The organism is Paenibacillus sp. UNC451MF (assembly GCF_000686845.1).
Lineage (GTDB): Bacteria > Bacillota > Bacilli > Paenibacillales > NBRC-103111 > Paenibacillus_S.
The window spans coordinates 50,595-64,941 of record NZ_JMLS01000026.1; the positions used below are offsets into that span (position 1 = coordinate 50,595).

Sequence of the window (14,347 nt, forward strand, 5' to 3'; positions counted from 1 at the left end):
TTGTAAGATAACGATTAATAAAGATACAATATCCTTGTGAGTGGGGGCTAGAGCGGATCACTTTAGGGCTTGAAATCATTGCAGTTGATTCCACCCTAACTGAACTCTCATTGTCGTCCGCTGTATCGCCCACTCACAGGGTTTTTAAACAAAAGGAGGAGCTATTATCCATGGCAGTTACAACTTATTATGAAAAAGATGCTGATCTGAACGTACTTAAAGGTAAAACAATCGCAATTATCGGTTACGGAAGCCAAGGACATGCACAAGCGCAAAACTTGCGTGATAGCGGTCTGAAAGTTATCGTTGGTCTTCGTCAAGGTAAATCCTTCGAGCAAGCCAAAAACGACGGCTTCGAAGTATTCTCCGTTGCTGAAGCAACAAAATTGGCTGATGTGGTTCAAATCCTTATGCCGGATGAGACGCAAGCAAGCGTATACCATAACGAAATCGAACCGAACCTGAAACAAGGCGCAACGATCATGTTCTCCCACGGTTTCAACGTTCACTTTGGTCAAATCAACCCGTCTTCCGACAAAGACGTATTGCTGGTAGCTCCAAAATCCCCAGGTCACATGGTTCGCCGTGTATACGTTGAAGGCTTTGGCGTACCTGGCTTGATCGCTATCCACCAAAACGCAACTGGCAAAGCTCAAGAAATCGGCTTGGCTTATGCTAAAGGTATCGGCTGCACACGCGCAGGCGTTATCGAAACAACGTTCCGTGAAGAAACAGAAACTGACCTGTTCGGTGAGCAAGCAGTTCTTTGCGGTGGTGCATCCGCATTGGTTAAAGCAGGCTTCGAAACTCTGGTTGAAGCTGGTTATGCTCCTGAAATGGCATACTTCGAGTGCTTGCATGAGTTGAAATTGATCGTTGACCTGATGTATGAAGGCGGATTGGCTACTATGAGACATTCCATCTCCAACACAGCTGAATACGGCGACTATGTAACAGGTCCTCGCATCATCACTGAAGAAACTAAGAAAGCAATGAAAGAAGTGCTTTCCGATATCCAACAAGGTAAATTCGCTCGCGACTTCATCTTGGAAAACCAATCCGGCCGTGCTTTCTTGACAGCTACTCGCCGTTTGGAATCCGAGCATCCGTTGGAGCAAGTAGGTTCCCAGCTGCGTGAAATGATGCACTGGATCAAAAAGTAATTAATATTCGTTACGTGTAATATATACAGTATGAATGAGGTCGGCTTGAAGACAATGGGGAATATAGGCGGTGGAGTGTCCTCCGGTTTTCTCACCTTCGAGCTGTACCTCTTTCTGCTTAGAGAGACTTTGTATGTAAGACCACGAAATAGCGACAAAGACCGTTTTCTTGCGAAAACTCCTAAGAGGTGATTAGGCTCATGAGAAAAATTTATATTTTCGATACAACACTGCGGGACGGCGAGCAATCGCCAGGCGTGAACTTGAACATGCAGGAGAAAGTTGAAATCGCTCTGCAATTGGAAAAGCTCGGCATCGACCGTATCGAAGCGGGATTTCCTGCGGCGTCTCCTGGGGACTTGGCAGGTGTGAATGCAGTAGCAAGAGCGGTTAAAAATGCTTCCATAATCGGCTTGGCTCGTTCTAGGGAGCAGGATCTGGATGCTGTGCATGAAGCATTAAAAGGCGCACAGGATCCATGTGTGCATTTGTTCCTGGCTACATCGCCGATCCACCGCAAGCACAAGCTGCGCATGGAGAAGCATCAAGTGCTGGAAACGGCTGAAGCGGCTATCCGTTATGCAAGAAAGTATTTCGACAAAGTCGAGTTCTCGCCGGAGGATGCTGGACGTACCGAGCTGGATTTCCTTTGTGAAGTGACGGCAATGGCTATTCGTGCGGGAGCTACTGTGGTCAACATCCCGGATACAGTAGGCTACTTGACGCCGTATGAATACGGCAATATTTTCAAAACGTTGAAAGAGAATGTGCCGGGCATCGAGAAAATCCAGTTGAGCGCACATTGTCATGACGATTTGGGAATGGCAACAGCTAATGCGCTTGCGGCCGTATTGAACGGTGCAGACCAAATCGAGGGAACCATCAATGGTATCGGTGAAAGAGCGGGTAACACTTCGCTTGAGGAAGTGGCTATGGCTCTTGAAACGCGTCAGGAGTTTTTCCAAGCTAAGACATCGCTCGTACTGAATGAGATTGCTCGTACAAGCCGTTTGGTCAGCAAGCTAACAGGTATGGTCGTACCAGGCAATAAAGCGATTGTAGGGGCGAATGCCTTCGCGCATGAATCCGGTATCCACCAGGATGGCATGCTTAAGGAAAAAACAACCTATGAAATCATGTCGCCAGAAACGATCGGGTTGAAGGAAAGCAAACTTGTTATGGGTAAGCATTCCGGACGTCATGCGTTCCGCGAGAAACTGATCGATCTCGGTTATGAATTGGGCGATGAGCAGGTGAACGCAGCTTTCGCCAAGTTCAAAGATCTGGCTGATAAGAAGAAGGACGTTAGCGATGAGGATATCCGCGCGCTGATCGAAGAAAAGCTGATCGAAACGCCGGAAGTATTCGTGCTCGATAATCTCCAGCTGTCCTACGGAAATCAATCCGTTCCTACCGCCACGATTCGTGTAAAAGTGATCGAAGGTGGTTCTGCGGAAGAAGCCGCTGTAGGCAACGGCTCTGTCGATGCGATTTTCAACGCGATTGATAAAGTGACTAAAGAAGAGGTTGAGCTGGAAGACTACTCGATCAAATCGGTTACCCAGGGCAAGGATGCCCTTGGTGAAGTTCACGTTGTTATGCGTCAAGGAGATTACTCCGTTCAGGGCCGCGGCGTCAGCACGGACATCCTGGAAGCGAGCGCTAAGGCTTATATTGATGCCGTTAACCGGTTGATCGATAAACGGAAAGCGCCTGCCCGCAGCAAACGGGATAATGTGTCTTTGATCTAAACACGTTTTGAATAAGTAAGGCTGATACACCCCTATGCTTTGCCTCCGGGCATTGAATAAGGGGTGTTTTGGCATGCCGTATAGATGTCCTACCTAGGGAGATGCCCTATTCCTCTAAAAGCCCACTCGTTCCTTAGCCATTTGTCATAAGATACATCAGTTCCTTAAGAAGGGAGGATGGGAGCTATGGGATTCGGTTTAGGAGGAGTAGGTTGCGGTTGCGGCGTAGGAACAGGAGTAGGCGGTGTCTTTACTAGCACGGGTGTTATCCTGGTACTGTTCATCTTGTTGGTTATCATCTTAAGATCATGTCTCATCTAATTAAACAAAGAGAGCCTTCTTGAAATATGCTTTTAAGATGCAGCATTTAAAAATAGGAAAAACAGCCCTCCAGATATAACTGGAGGGCTGCCGCTACATGGGGATGGGCTGTGGATTACAGTACTTTACGAATCGCACGGTTCAAACGCTCGATTCCTTCGATCATCTGTTCGGTATCCGTGTGAGTGAAATTCAAACGCATGGTATTGTGCTGAGGCTCATCGGCGTAGAAGCTGACACCGGGCACGAAGGCTACCTCTTCTTCTACGGCCAGCTTCAGCAGCTGCTCCGTATTTATGTGTTCGGGAAGCTCCAGCCAGATGAACATGCCGCCTTTAGGTTCAATCCAGTGGGTGTCAGGCCAATTTTGCTGCTCCAGCAGCTCTACCATTTGACGCATCCGTTTCTCGTATTCGCTGCGTACCAGATCGATGTGCCCGTAAATATCGAAATTCAAGAACAGCTGGTGCAGCGCTTGCTGGTCCATGGAGCTCGAGTGCAGGTCGGCAGCCTGCTTCGCTCGCGTCATGTGACGGATTACTGAAGGATCCCCGATAGCCCAGCCTGTACGAAGAGCGGGAGCTACGATTTTGGAGAACGTGCTTGTATACACAACGCAGCCGTTCGGATGCTCGTCCAAAGAGAAGAGCGAAGGCAAGGCATCGCCACCGCCAAAACGCAATTCACCATAAGGGTCGTCTTCAAGAATGAGGACATTGCTTCGTTTGCAAATGTCCAGAGTGCTTTTTCGACGTTCCAAGCTCCAAGCTTTACCTGATGGATTGGAGAACGTAGGGATCACGTAGATCAGTTTGGGATTATATTGTTGAATTTTATGTTCAAGATCGGATAGATTCATACCATCCGCGTCACAATCGACGGAGACGATGCGCGCCTTACGGGATTGGAAGATTTGAAGAGCAGCCAGATATGTTGGACGCTCTACTAAGATAACGTCGCCTGGGTCAACATAAACTCGTGTTAATAGGTCTATTGCTTGCTGGGAGCCTGTCGTGAGCAGCATGTCATCGATGCCGACGTGAATCTGCTTGCGCTTCAAGTGCTGGCTAATACTTTCTCGAAGTGGGGTGAAGCCTTCGGTTAAGCCGTACTGCAGTACTTGCTTTCCTTCGTCAAACACGCGTGAGAAAGCTTCCCTTACCGCCGCAATGGGAAAATACTGCTCGTTAGGGAGTCCTCCGGCGAGGGAAATGATAGACTTGCCTTGAGTCAGTTTCAAAATTTCCCTAACGGCCGAAGATTTGAAGCTTTCCGTTGTATCGGAGAATCGATAATGCATACATAAGCTCCTTTGCCCAATGACATTTTAATATTTTTATGTATTGTAATCCTTTGGAAGTTGTATGACAACACTTTTTGACGAATAGGGACTGCTATTAGCAACTAGCGATGAACTAGAATTTCAACTATAGGTAATTCCTATTACGATGATAGCTTTTATATCTTTGTCATAGGGGGCTAAATATGGTACAAAGAATATAATACTTAAAGTGTAGGAGTGAACCTAATGGCAGACGTTAAAAAAATCGCTGTAATCGCAGGGGACGGTATCGGACCCGAGGTTGTAGCTGAAGCAGAAAAAGTATTGAAAAAGACAGAAGAGGTTTTCGGATACCGTTTTGAAACTGAGCATGGCTTGTTCGGCGGAATCGCTATTGATGAGAAAGGTACTCCGCTTCCTCAAGAAACGTTAGATATGTGTAAAAATTCCGACGCTGTACTGTTAGGTGCAGTAGGCGGACCTAAATGGGACAACAACTCCAAAGAGCTTCGTCCAGAAACCGGACTTCTTGGAATCCGTAAAGCGTTGGGCTTATTCTCCAACATTCGTCCAGCGGTTATTTTTGACTGCTTGAAAGATGCTTCCACATTGAAGCCGGAAGTATTGGAAGGTACTGACCTGATCGTTGTTCGTGAATTGACAGGCGGTATTTACTTCGGTGAGAAATTCCGTCGCGAGAGCGCAAACGGACAAGAAGCGGTAGATACTTGCGCATATAACGTGCAAGAAATTGAGCGCATCGTGCGTCAAGCTTTTGAAATTGCACAAACACGCAGCAAAAAGCTGGCTTCCGTAGACAAAGCGAACGTTCTTGAAACTTCCCGTCTGTGGAGAGAAACAGTTAACCGCATCGCTCCTGACTATCCGGATGTTGAACTGGAGCACGTATTGGTCGACAACTGCGCTATGCAATTGCTGCGTCGTCCATCCAGCTTTGATGTTATCGTAACTGAGAATATGTTCGGAGATATCTTGAGTGATGAAGCTGCCATGTTGACTGGATCTATCGGCATGCTGTCCTCCGCATCTCTTGGCGAAGGCTCATTCGGATTGTACGAGCCGGTACACGGTTCCGCTCCTGATATCGCTGGCCAAGGCGTAGCGAATCCAATCGCAACGATTCTTTCCGTAGCTTTGATGTTCCGTTTGACTTTCGGCTATCACGATGCTGCAGAAGCTATTGAGCGTGCAGTGAAAGAAGTTCTTGACGCAGGACATCGCACAGGCGATATCGCAGTAGACAAGAGCAAGGCTATCGGAACTACAGCTATGGGCGATCTGATCGTTAATGCTATCCGTAAATAAGAGATTGTAAAGCACTCGGTGGACAAGCCCTAGAATCGGATGACGATTCCGCTGTGGACTTGTTACCGAGGTTTGCATTCGAATAGTTTCATCACAGTGAAGACTCTTCCATCTGCAGGGGATGGTTAAGGGTCTTCATTGCTCATGAGGCTAAATACGGCTTATGAATTTGTGACAAATTATAATGATTATTAATTAGTAATTATTTTAATCTTGACATTCATTATGGCGGATGTTACGATTTTACATGTAAAATACAAGCACTAAGGGAGGACATTATCAGATGGCAGAACGTTTGGTAGGTAAACAAGCTCCAGATTTCACAATGGAAACAGCAGCAGGTAACGGCCAAGATTTTGGTAAAGTATCTTTGTCCGATTACAAAGGTAAATGGTTGGTATTGTTCTTCTATCCACTAGATTTTACTTTTGTATGCCCAACAGAAATCACTGCTTTGAGCGAAGCATATGCTGATTTCCAAAAGCTGAACGCTGATGTTCTTGGCGTATCCACGGACAGCATTCATTCCCACCGTGCATGGATCAACACTGCAGTTGATGCTAACGGCTTGGGCAAGCTGAACTTCCCATTGGGTTCCGACTTGACTAAAAAAGTAGCTCGCGATTATGGCGTTTTGATCGAAGAAGAAGGTATCGCGCTTCGTGGTTTGTTCATCATCAATCCAGAAGGCGAATTGAAATATCAAGTGGTCAACCACAACGATGTAGGCCGCAGCGTAGAAGAAACTTTCCGCGTGCTGGAAGCATTGCAATCCGGCGGTCTGTGCCCAATGAACTGGAAAAAAGGCGACAAGCACCTGGTTGCGAAATAATATCCGATCATTCGGTTCTTGGACTTCCTATTTCAAAAAATCCCTCTGGTCTGCTATACTGCAGCTAGAGGGATTTTTATTTGTAAGACAGGAGGACGTGGCAAGTGGAAGTATTGGATAACTTGAAATACAGCGAAAATCATGAATGGGTTCGTATAGAAGGCAATCGAGCCGTTATCGGGATGACCGATTTTGCCCAAGAAGAGCTTGGAATGATAGTATTTGCTGAGCTCCCAGAGGTCGGTGATACATTGAAAGCAGGCGAACCGTTCGGCAGCATGGAATCCGTGAAGACGGTATCCGAGATGTATGCTCCGGTATCAGGCAAAGTGATCGATATTAACCGTAAGCTGCAGGATAATCCGGGCGTTATCAATCTATCTCCGTATGAGGGTGGATGGATGATTGTGGTGGAAGTTGCAGATCCCGCGGAGCTAGACAACCTATGGGATGCTGCCAAATACGAAGCAACCTATGGACACGAATAAAAACAGCAAGCTCTCCTCAACTAACGCTTCGGCTTAGGGATGAGGAGAGCTTTTTCATTTTGTGTGGATGCCTATTTATATGTAATGGAAGCACCTCATATTTACAACGTAACAGTGTTATGTTACACTTAAAACATTGATGGGTTATATTTATTGTTACATCTAATATCAAGCTTTCTCAATCTAATAATCGAAGCTCATATAAACTTGAATTCAGAATATCGAAACATTGTTTCGTTGCATAAGCAGCATAATGAGATAGCGATAATATTGAAATAATAGGAATATTCAATGATGGAGGGAATCGGATGGAACAGCACAAAGAGCAGGATTTGGTTATTGCGGGCAGCGGATCCTCTGGAGGTGGCAGCTTCCGGAACGTCAAGATTGATGGCTTTGGCAACCTATTGAGCGATACAGATTGCATGGATTTCGAGATCAATGGTAAGGGTGGAGTAAAGGGACATTTGTATGCTAAAGCTGCTGCTATTAGCGGGTCTTGCCATATTGACGGGAATGTGGAGGTAGAGAAGTTCAAGGTCAGCGGTGAAGTCAAGGTTGACGGTGACCTCACTTATGGAGAGCTGGAATGCAGCGGCTCAACCCGTGTTAAGGGAAGCGTAACAGGTGACCATGTTCGTGTCGAGGGAGGCTTTCATATAGACGGGGACAGCGAAGCGGAGACATTTACGGTGCAGGGAGTTTTCCAAATCGGCGGGTTATTGAATGCCGGCAATGTCGATATTACGATGTACGGTCCTTGCCGTGCTCAAGAGATTGGCGGAGAGAAGATTACGGTACGCAGGAGCGGACTGAAGTCGCTGCTGAACCCTTTTCTGCCTAAATTCGTAGCTAAGCAGCTGACAGTCGATACTATCGAGGGTGACGAGATTGAATTGGAGTATACGACAGCCAAAATGGTGCGCGGCAGCCGCATTACGATAGGCCCGGGTTGTATCATCGACAGAGTCGAGTACAAGCAAGCTTTTCATCCCGATAAGAGCGCGAAGATTCAGGATGCCAAGCAAATATAATGGAATGGTTCCTCAAAGCCTAATAAAGCCTGGACTCACCGTAACCTAAGGTTATGATGAGTCCAGGCTTTATTCTTCATCCTATGAATGGATGCTTCAAGCAAGGCTACCCTTTAAGCTTCTTATATTTCTCCATGTATTTCACAACCGTAAGTACGTAGGTTGCATGCGACCAGGTCAGTGGGGCTACGGACACAGGACTGCCGTCGAACGGATCAAGCTGCTCTGGTAAAATGCTGCTTTCCATCGCATGCTTCACTACCCACTCCAATGTACGGCGAGGCGCCTCAAGCTCAGCCACTGTCTTGGCATATTCGATTTCCCACTCTGCAATCCAGAGCGTACAAATGATCCATGGATTCCCAGGGATGTTCTCAATGTCCGATGAACGCTGGAAGTAATAGTCGTGGTAATACCGCGCTACGCCGCCGATATCGGTCTTAATGGTCAGACGATCTCGATTCGTCTGCATAGTACGAACGACACGGTCATCGTCAGCTGGAAGTACGCCAAATTCGAAAATGCCATATACACTGCTTTCGATGGTTCGGTCCTTGACCCATTCTCCATTCTCCAAGTAGAGGCCTCGCACAAAGCGCTGCTCTTCCTCATCCCACAGATGCTTTAACATTCCGGCTTTGATTCTCTCAGCCGTATGCTTGTACCTGCTGCTGCGCTCTTCATCGCCGAACAGACTGCAGAAATTTGCGGCAGCAATCAGCCCTCCGTAAACCGCTGACGCTGTGAACGTATAGATGCCATAGCGTTCCTCCCATAAATCGTAGCTCGGTTTCGGGAGGTTCAAATCCTGATCGATATAAGTGGACATGAAGCGGGCCGCTCGGCGAATTAAGGTACGATATAAAGACTGTGGAAGCTCGATAACGCCATGCTTCAGAAAGTCCTGCCATAATGCGAACAATACTAGTGCCGTCTCGTCTTCTTGAATAGGCAGCTGCGTCTTGCCGGCATGAATATAAGGATGCCAGCTGGAGCCCACCGTGCCGTCGGGATTGTACTTATGATGCAGATAGCCCTCCGGAGACAGCACGTTAGCACAGAAGTGGAAGAATGGCGTAATCATGCCTTGGTAGCCGGCCATGGACATGGCATATGCGATCAGCGCGCCGTCACGCGGCCACATATAGCTGTAATGATCGCGGTTGCTCTGCATGATATCCGAGTCATTAGCAGCAATAATCGCCCCGTTGACGTCCGTCTGCGTACGTACGATCAGTAGGCTCTGCTTGTAAAGCTGGATGACCTCCGGACTCAGGTCGCCGTAATCCCGTTCAGATTTGTTAACCCAACGCTGCCAATATACTTTAATGCGGTCGAGCAGCTTGCCGGGATGGCTTTCTTTAACGTAGGCGTCGAGCTTCTTGACTTCCTCTAAATCTTTGCCTGCCGACATCCAGTAGTACATGGTTTCATCCGCATGAGGCGGCACATGCAGACGGAAGCTGATCGTGCTATCGACGGAGCCTTGAGCGATGGCATTGCCCATGAGATGGCCGTCCTCGGCATCCCTCCAAGTGCCTTCAGCATTATAGAAGCGCTTCACACCAGTGGTGTACTGGTAAATGCCTTCAGGCCCCGTGCTGCCGCTGAACATGAAATATTTATCTTTTTTATAATGAAATACAGTATTGTTGACCGGATAATAAGCGGCTGTATCGCCGACTTCGGTTTCATTAATGACGAGATCCTGGTTAAAAAACATCCGTACCTCGCGGACGGTGTCCCATTGATTGTGGATCTGCACTCTTTTTAAATAAATGTCGTCCCGTTGATGGACTCCGTCATTAATTAGCAGTGAGATCCCTAGACGAGCATTCTCTGCGGTTACTTCGGTAATCAGCGAATCCTCTGCGTAAGCAAGTCGGAAATCCCACTCCGGATCATTCAACCAAGAGAAGGCACCGTCGACCCACAAGCCGATTCTGCACTGATAACCTCCGATGTGGTTTAATTGCCCTACATAGGGATAATATAAATCTCTCATGTACGTTTGACGGTCTAGGTTGATCAAAAACTTGCCGTTTCCGATGACTAAATGTCTTGGCAATCCACCCACATCCTTTATCTATCTGGAGTGTACTTCTTTTCAATTAGAGTACCTTTTTCTACCAAAGCGGTCAATCCCGTTGCAGCGCGTGAAAACGGATTCCTCGGGATATTAGGAAAAATCTTTTAACAATAATGGCGGCTTCTCTAGTACTCTACTATTTCCTATATGGAGAGAACTATACTTACACGAGGGCTAATTGGCAAAAATAAATCTCCACCCGAAAGCGGAGATGGGAAAACCCCGAGAGCAGGAAGTTTGCGTTTTTCCATTCTGGCTGTTGACGAACTCCGGTCGGGGTTTGACTGAGGATGCTTTTGTAGTGCTGATTTTGTGGCTGCCTGCAATCAGAGCATCATTAGGCTTGATGGGCGGTCTGCGGGACACGGGTCAAGCGCACCATGATGTCATAGGGGTTATCCGACTGCAGAAGTCTTTGCACCTGATCCTCGTTGACTCCAGTACAAACCTGTGTCTGTCCCGTATGGTATTGGATGTGCATTTGCGCGGACTGATCGTCGTACTGCACGAAAGCGATTTGCTTGGATCCGATCGGAATGTACTTCATGTGACTCTCTCCCTTCGGAAATGAGAATGAAAAATCCGTTGGCATAGCAAGAGCTGAGCCGCAACGGATTTTCGTCGACATATAGTTAATATATGCCCATAAATATTGGATTAGAATAGGTGGCACTCAAGGATTCGCTTGGAGCTTGTACCTATTTCTTATATCCTTATATATTTATATACCCGATAATTAATGGGATGAATCAGCTCTCATGCAAATGATGAGTACTGGTTGCGCAAAAAATGGTAATATCCGCAACTGCCTTGTTCATTGAACCTGCCTGCTGTTATAATAGACGATAAGTCGTTTCTGTTTATCATGATTTCGAGCGAGGCACTCCGTATGAAGGAGAAGCCCGGTATCCTTATTGAACCCGTTAGAGTTTTGAAGGGAAAATATTTAGGAGGCGTAAAGATGAGTTTTTGTTGTGGCGCCAGTATGATCGGAACGAAAGGGACTTTAAAACATATAAGAACACAAATTCATAATGTGCCTCTATTATTTTGTCCGGTTTGTCACCGGGTTGAGGTTCATTACTTGGTAGAAAGTGAGTACGATATTTTAGCAGAATATGCGCATGGCGATGGAGCCCCAGAAGTGGATTTCCAAGAGTATGTGGATACCCGAAGCCAAGCGGAACTAATAGAAAACTGCGTGAATCATGAGAATGAAGATCCCCTTGAGGTCGTGCGCAGTCAAATCGATATGTCTTTGGATCTGTTGATGGTAGCCAAAGCATGGGGCGATGTCGAATGGGAGGAGCAGCTTAAAAAGCGGCTGAATATCCTCAGCCAGCGCAAAAGCAGATTAAAGAACAAAAAGTCGATGCGCGGCTTAACATAATTGGACCTGACAACGTCTCTTATTTAGTAAGGGACGTTTTTTTGTTGCCTTCAAAGGATTGTCTCGTTATTATATACCGTAATTCAGTCAAAAATACCACGGGATGACAGCGACTTTCGACAAAGAAAAGCTTGGTTCATATTACCTGTGATATAATAAGTGCTGAGGCACAAAACGACCCCCGTAAACAACCGTGACGATAGCGAAAAAATATAGTGTGAGGTGGAACGATTGCTGCTCGTTTTATTTAAGAGATTTCTCGGAAAACGCCAGTCTCACCGCCCTGATCAATCGGATACACAAACACCTGAGCAACTTGTGGTTCGGATTCAAGAGGGTGACTTACGCCTTCGCAATCAATTTATTACGGATTACCAGCCGTATGTTGCGAAGGTAACAAGCCGTTTTTGCAAGAGGTATGTAGATCCGGCAAGAGATGATGAATTTAGTATTGCTTTAGGCGCTTTTAACGAAGCTGTTAACCAATTTTCCCCACAGGCGGGTCGGTCTTTTCTCGGTTTTGCTGAGCAAGTCATACGACGCCGTTTAATTGACTATGTCCGTAAGGAGCAGCGCTTTTCGCAACAGATTCCTTACAGCATGTTCGAAGTGGAGGACGAAGAGGATAACGTCGTGAACCCGGTGGAAATCCATCAGGCTATCGAGCAGTATGAGAAGCAAAAAGGAATGGAGGAGCGGCGGAGCGAAATATCGGATTTGAATCGTTGTTTGACAGATTTTGGTATTCAATTTTCGGATTTGGTGGATGCGTCTCCCAAGCATGACGATTCCAGGCAGGCTTTGTTTGCTATAGGCAAACAGCTTTCCGAGGATTCCGAATTAATGAGGACAATGCTCACAAAGCGTATGCTGCCAATTAAGGAATTGTTGGACATGGTGAAGGTGTCCCGAAAGACATTGGAACGCAACCGCAAATTTATCATTGCCGTCGCTTTAATTTATAACGGGCCTTATCCATATCTTCGTGATTATCTACATATTAAAGAGGATGTAATTGAAGGGGGGGTAGCAAATGAATAAAGGCATCGTCATGGAGATGACGGGCTCCAGCATTATCGTAATGCGTCAGGACGGCAAATTTGATAAAATTTCTCGAAAAAACCGCAACTGTGAAGTCGGTGAGGAAATCATTTATGCTGACGCCGGTTTGAACTGGCGTAGTCCGTCCGTAGCCGGCCGGTCCGCACTCGTCGCGGCGGTCGTGTTCTGCCTAGTCGTATTCGCCAGCTTTGCTGGTAGAATGGGCAGCTCCGAGGTCGTTGCCTATGTGTCGCTGGACATCAATCCATCCATTGAGATGGGGATCGATGAAAAGGAACAAGTGCTCGAACTTAGAGGGCTGAATGATGATGGTTCTGAATTGGTTCAGGAAGTGAACTACAAGGGGAAAACATTGGAGAACGTAACAGCTACCCTGTTAGATAAGGCTGAGCAGAAATCGCTCGCCAAAGGGGAAGCAGACATTGTTATCGCAAGCTCCGTGGTGCAGGAGAAGAGTAAGGTTGATGATTCGAAGATCGCTGAGAAGCTTCGCCAGCAAGTATCCGACCATATTAAGCAAACCCATCCCGAACAGGCTAGTTCTTACCAGGTGGAGGCATTTGCAGCTCCGCAGGAAGTTCGTGAGGAAGCAAATAAGAGCGGCGTTTCTATGGGGAAATATTCGGTCTATCTGAACGCCAAGAACAATGGTGTTGATGTCTCGATCGATGAGTTGAAGAAAGAGTCGATTCATCAGATTGTGAAAAACAACCCGGAGAACAAAACAGCTATTGTTCAGCCTGACAAAGCTCCGACGAAGGCAGACTTCAAAAAGCTGATGGAAGACGAAAAATCCGGAGCATTGGATAAGAGGCTTCAGGAAAAGAAAAAGGAACAAACTTCCAAAGACAACGGGAAAAGCAATAGCAGCAGTAACAAGAATGACAAGAATGATAAGAATAACGACAAGAACGATAAGAATGACAAGAATGACAAGAACGACAAGAACGACAAGAATAACGACAAGAATGACCCGAAAAAGTCCGGCTCCGGCAGCAGTGTGAATACGAACGTCACCAGCAACAAAAACGATGACCGGAAGGACGATAAAAAACCGGGATCGGCGGTGACGCCTAAGCCGACACCGACACCTAAACCAACACCTAAACCGGGAACCCCTGTTCCCGGTAAGTCTCAGTCTGGAAATGAAAATAAGAAAGACGACGATTCTAAGATAGATACGGATTCCAGGAAAGAGGACCCTAGGAAGAAGGACGATGACCCAAAGAAGTCAAACGATCCGAAAAAGGATGACTCTAAGAAGGATGATGAGGATCGTAAACGCGAAGAGGCAAAGCGTCAGGAAGATTTAAAAAAGCAAAATGACAAAAAGACGGATGACGCCAAAAAAGAGCAGGATAATAAAAAATCATTGGATGATAAGAAAACGGACGACAAAAAAACGGACGATAAAAAATCCGATGACAAGAAAAAAGTTGATTCATCGAAGGATGATGAGGGTAAGTTTCAAAGAAGTGATAGCAATGGCAAAGACGAGAGGCGTTAAATCCGCCTTGAAAACACAGCCGCCGAAGTTGGCCGCTGTGTTTTTTGCGTGAATTTTGATTGCTCTTATGACGGAGTAGACGAGGTTATGATAAAATAGTAA

At 46.5% G+C, this 14,347-nt stretch carries 13 protein-coding genes; 10 read left to right on the forward strand and 3 right to left on the reverse strand.

The window, feature by feature from the left end:
- Window positions 1–170: 170 nt before the first annotated feature.
- The 3 genes from ilvC (at window position 171) to BP97_RS41460 (ending at window position 3,235) form a co-directional block, all read left to right on the forward strand.
- Window positions 171–1,163, forward strand: coding sequence for a ketol-acid reductoisomerase (ilvC, locus tag BP97_RS0124240; RefSeq protein ID WP_028551446.1), 993 nt, complete (start codon window positions 171–173; stop codon window positions 1,161–1,163).
- 200 nt (window positions 1,164–1,363) lie between these two features.
- The gene (locus BP97_RS0124245) at window positions 1,364–2,914 is read left to right on the forward strand and encodes a 2-isopropylmalate synthase (RefSeq protein WP_028551447.1); all 1,551 of its coding nucleotides are present in this window, start codon (window positions 1,364–1,366) and stop codon (window positions 2,912–2,914) included.
- 186 nt (window positions 2,915–3,100) lie between these two features.
- Window positions 3,101–3,235, forward strand: coding sequence for a hypothetical protein (locus BP97_RS41460; protein WP_269321925.1), 135 nt, complete (start codon window positions 3,101–3,103; stop codon window positions 3,233–3,235).
- A 115-nt stretch (window positions 3,236–3,350) separates the two neighbouring features.
- Here BP97_RS41460 and BP97_RS0124255 read toward each other — a convergent pair whose 3' ends face one another.
- The gene (locus BP97_RS0124255) at window positions 3,351–4,535 is read right to left on the reverse strand and encodes an aminotransferase-like domain-containing protein (RefSeq protein WP_028551448.1); all 1,185 of its coding nucleotides are present in this window, start codon (window positions 4,533–4,535) and stop codon (window positions 3,351–3,353) included.
- 228 nt (window positions 4,536–4,763) lie between these two features.
- Here BP97_RS0124255 and leuB point away from each other — a divergent pair, with 228 nt between their 5' ends.
- The 4 genes from leuB to BP97_RS0124275 all read left to right on the forward strand — a co-directional run bounded on the left by leuB (window position 4,764) and on the right by BP97_RS0124275 (window position 8,197).
- Complete coding sequence (gene leuB, locus BP97_RS0124260; RefSeq protein WP_028551449.1) at window positions 4,764–5,843, forward strand: 3-isopropylmalate dehydrogenase; 1,080 nt, start codon at window positions 4,764–4,766, stop codon at window positions 5,841–5,843.
- Between the two features lie 283 nt (window positions 5,844–6,126).
- A complete protein-coding gene (locus BP97_RS0124265; RefSeq protein WP_028551450.1) occupies window positions 6,127–6,675 on the forward strand; it encodes a peroxiredoxin in 549 nt (182 codons plus the stop codon).
- Window positions 6,676–6,779: 104 nt separating this feature from the next.
- Window positions 6,780–7,163: a glycine cleavage system protein GcvH gene (gene gcvH, locus BP97_RS0124270; protein ID WP_028551451.1), complete on the forward strand. Its 384-nt coding sequence runs from the start codon at window positions 6,780–6,782 to the stop codon at window positions 7,161–7,163.
- A gap of 308 nt (window positions 7,164–7,471) precedes the next feature.
- On the forward strand, window positions 7,472–8,197 hold the full coding sequence (locus tag BP97_RS0124275; protein ID WP_028551452.1) for a bactofilin family protein: 726 nt from the start codon (window positions 7,472–7,474) through the stop codon (window positions 8,195–8,197).
- 106 nt (window positions 8,198–8,303) lie between these two features.
- Here BP97_RS0124275 and BP97_RS0124280 read toward each other — a convergent pair whose 3' ends face one another.
- Complete coding sequence (locus BP97_RS0124280; RefSeq protein WP_028551453.1) at window positions 8,304–10,265, reverse strand: glycoside hydrolase family 15 protein; 1,962 nt, start codon at window positions 10,263–10,265, stop codon at window positions 8,304–8,306.
- Between the two features lie 358 nt (window positions 10,266–10,623).
- A complete protein-coding gene (locus BP97_RS39810; RefSeq protein ID WP_081824339.1) occupies window positions 10,624–10,833 on the reverse strand; it encodes a KTSC domain-containing protein in 210 nt (69 codons plus the stop codon).
- A gap of 414 nt (window positions 10,834–11,247) precedes the next feature.
- Here BP97_RS39810 and BP97_RS0124290 point away from each other — a divergent pair, with 414 nt between their 5' ends.
- The 3 genes from BP97_RS0124290 to BP97_RS37275 all read left to right on the forward strand — a co-directional run bounded on the left by BP97_RS0124290 (window position 11,248) and on the right by BP97_RS37275 (window position 14,245).
- Window positions 11,248–11,676, forward strand: a complete 429-nt coding sequence (locus BP97_RS0124290; RefSeq protein ID WP_028551455.1) for a hypothetical protein — start codon at window positions 11,248–11,250, stop codon at window positions 11,674–11,676.
- 231 nt (window positions 11,677–11,907) lie between these two features.
- Complete coding sequence (sigI, locus tag BP97_RS0124295; RefSeq protein ID WP_028551456.1) at window positions 11,908–12,717, forward strand: RNA polymerase sigma factor SigI; 810 nt, start codon at window positions 11,908–11,910, stop codon at window positions 12,715–12,717.
- A complete protein-coding gene (locus BP97_RS37275) occupies window positions 12,710–14,245 on the forward strand; it encodes an anti-sigma-I factor RsgI family protein (protein ID WP_036746467.1) in 1,536 nt (511 codons plus the stop codon). The genes sigI and BP97_RS37275 overlap by 8 nt, the downstream gene beginning before the upstream one ends.
- Window positions 14,246–14,347 lie beyond the last annotated feature (102 nt).

Excerpts from the sequence above, each read along its gene's own strand:
- BP97_RS0124255 (WP_028551448.1), bottom strand. The coding sequence starts at position 4,535 with ATGCATTATCGATTCTCCGATACAACGGAAAGCTTCAAATCTTCGGCC.
- BP97_RS0124290 (WP_028551455.1), top strand. The coding sequence starts at position 11,248 with ATGAGTTTTTGTTGTGGCGCCAGTATGATCGGAACGAAAGGGACTTTA.
- BP97_RS0124265 (WP_028551450.1), top strand. The coding sequence starts at position 6,127 with ATGGCAGAACGTTTGGTAGGTAAACAAGCTCCAGATTTCACAATGGAA.
- BP97_RS39810 (WP_081824339.1), bottom strand. The coding sequence starts at position 10,833 with ATGAAGTACATTCCGATCGGATCCAAGCAAATCGCTTTCGTGCAGTAC.
- ilvC (WP_028551446.1), top strand. The coding sequence starts at position 171 with ATGGCAGTTACAACTTATTATGAAAAAGATGCTGATCTGAACGTACTT.
- BP97_RS0124245 (WP_028551447.1), top strand. The coding sequence starts at position 1,364 with ATGAGAAAAATTTATATTTTCGATACAACACTGCGGGACGGCGAGCAA.
- leuB (WP_028551449.1), top strand. The coding sequence starts at position 4,764 with ATGGCAGACGTTAAAAAAATCGCTGTAATCGCAGGGGACGGTATCGGA.
- BP97_RS37275 (WP_036746467.1), top strand. The coding sequence starts at position 12,710 with ATGAATAAAGGCATCGTCATGGAGATGACGGGCTCCAGCATTATCGTA.
- BP97_RS41460 (WP_269321925.1), top strand. The coding sequence starts at position 3,101 with ATGGGATTCGGTTTAGGAGGAGTAGGTTGCGGTTGCGGCGTAGGAACA.
- BP97_RS0124275 (WP_028551452.1), top strand. The coding sequence starts at position 7,472 with ATGGAACAGCACAAAGAGCAGGATTTGGTTATTGCGGGCAGCGGATCC.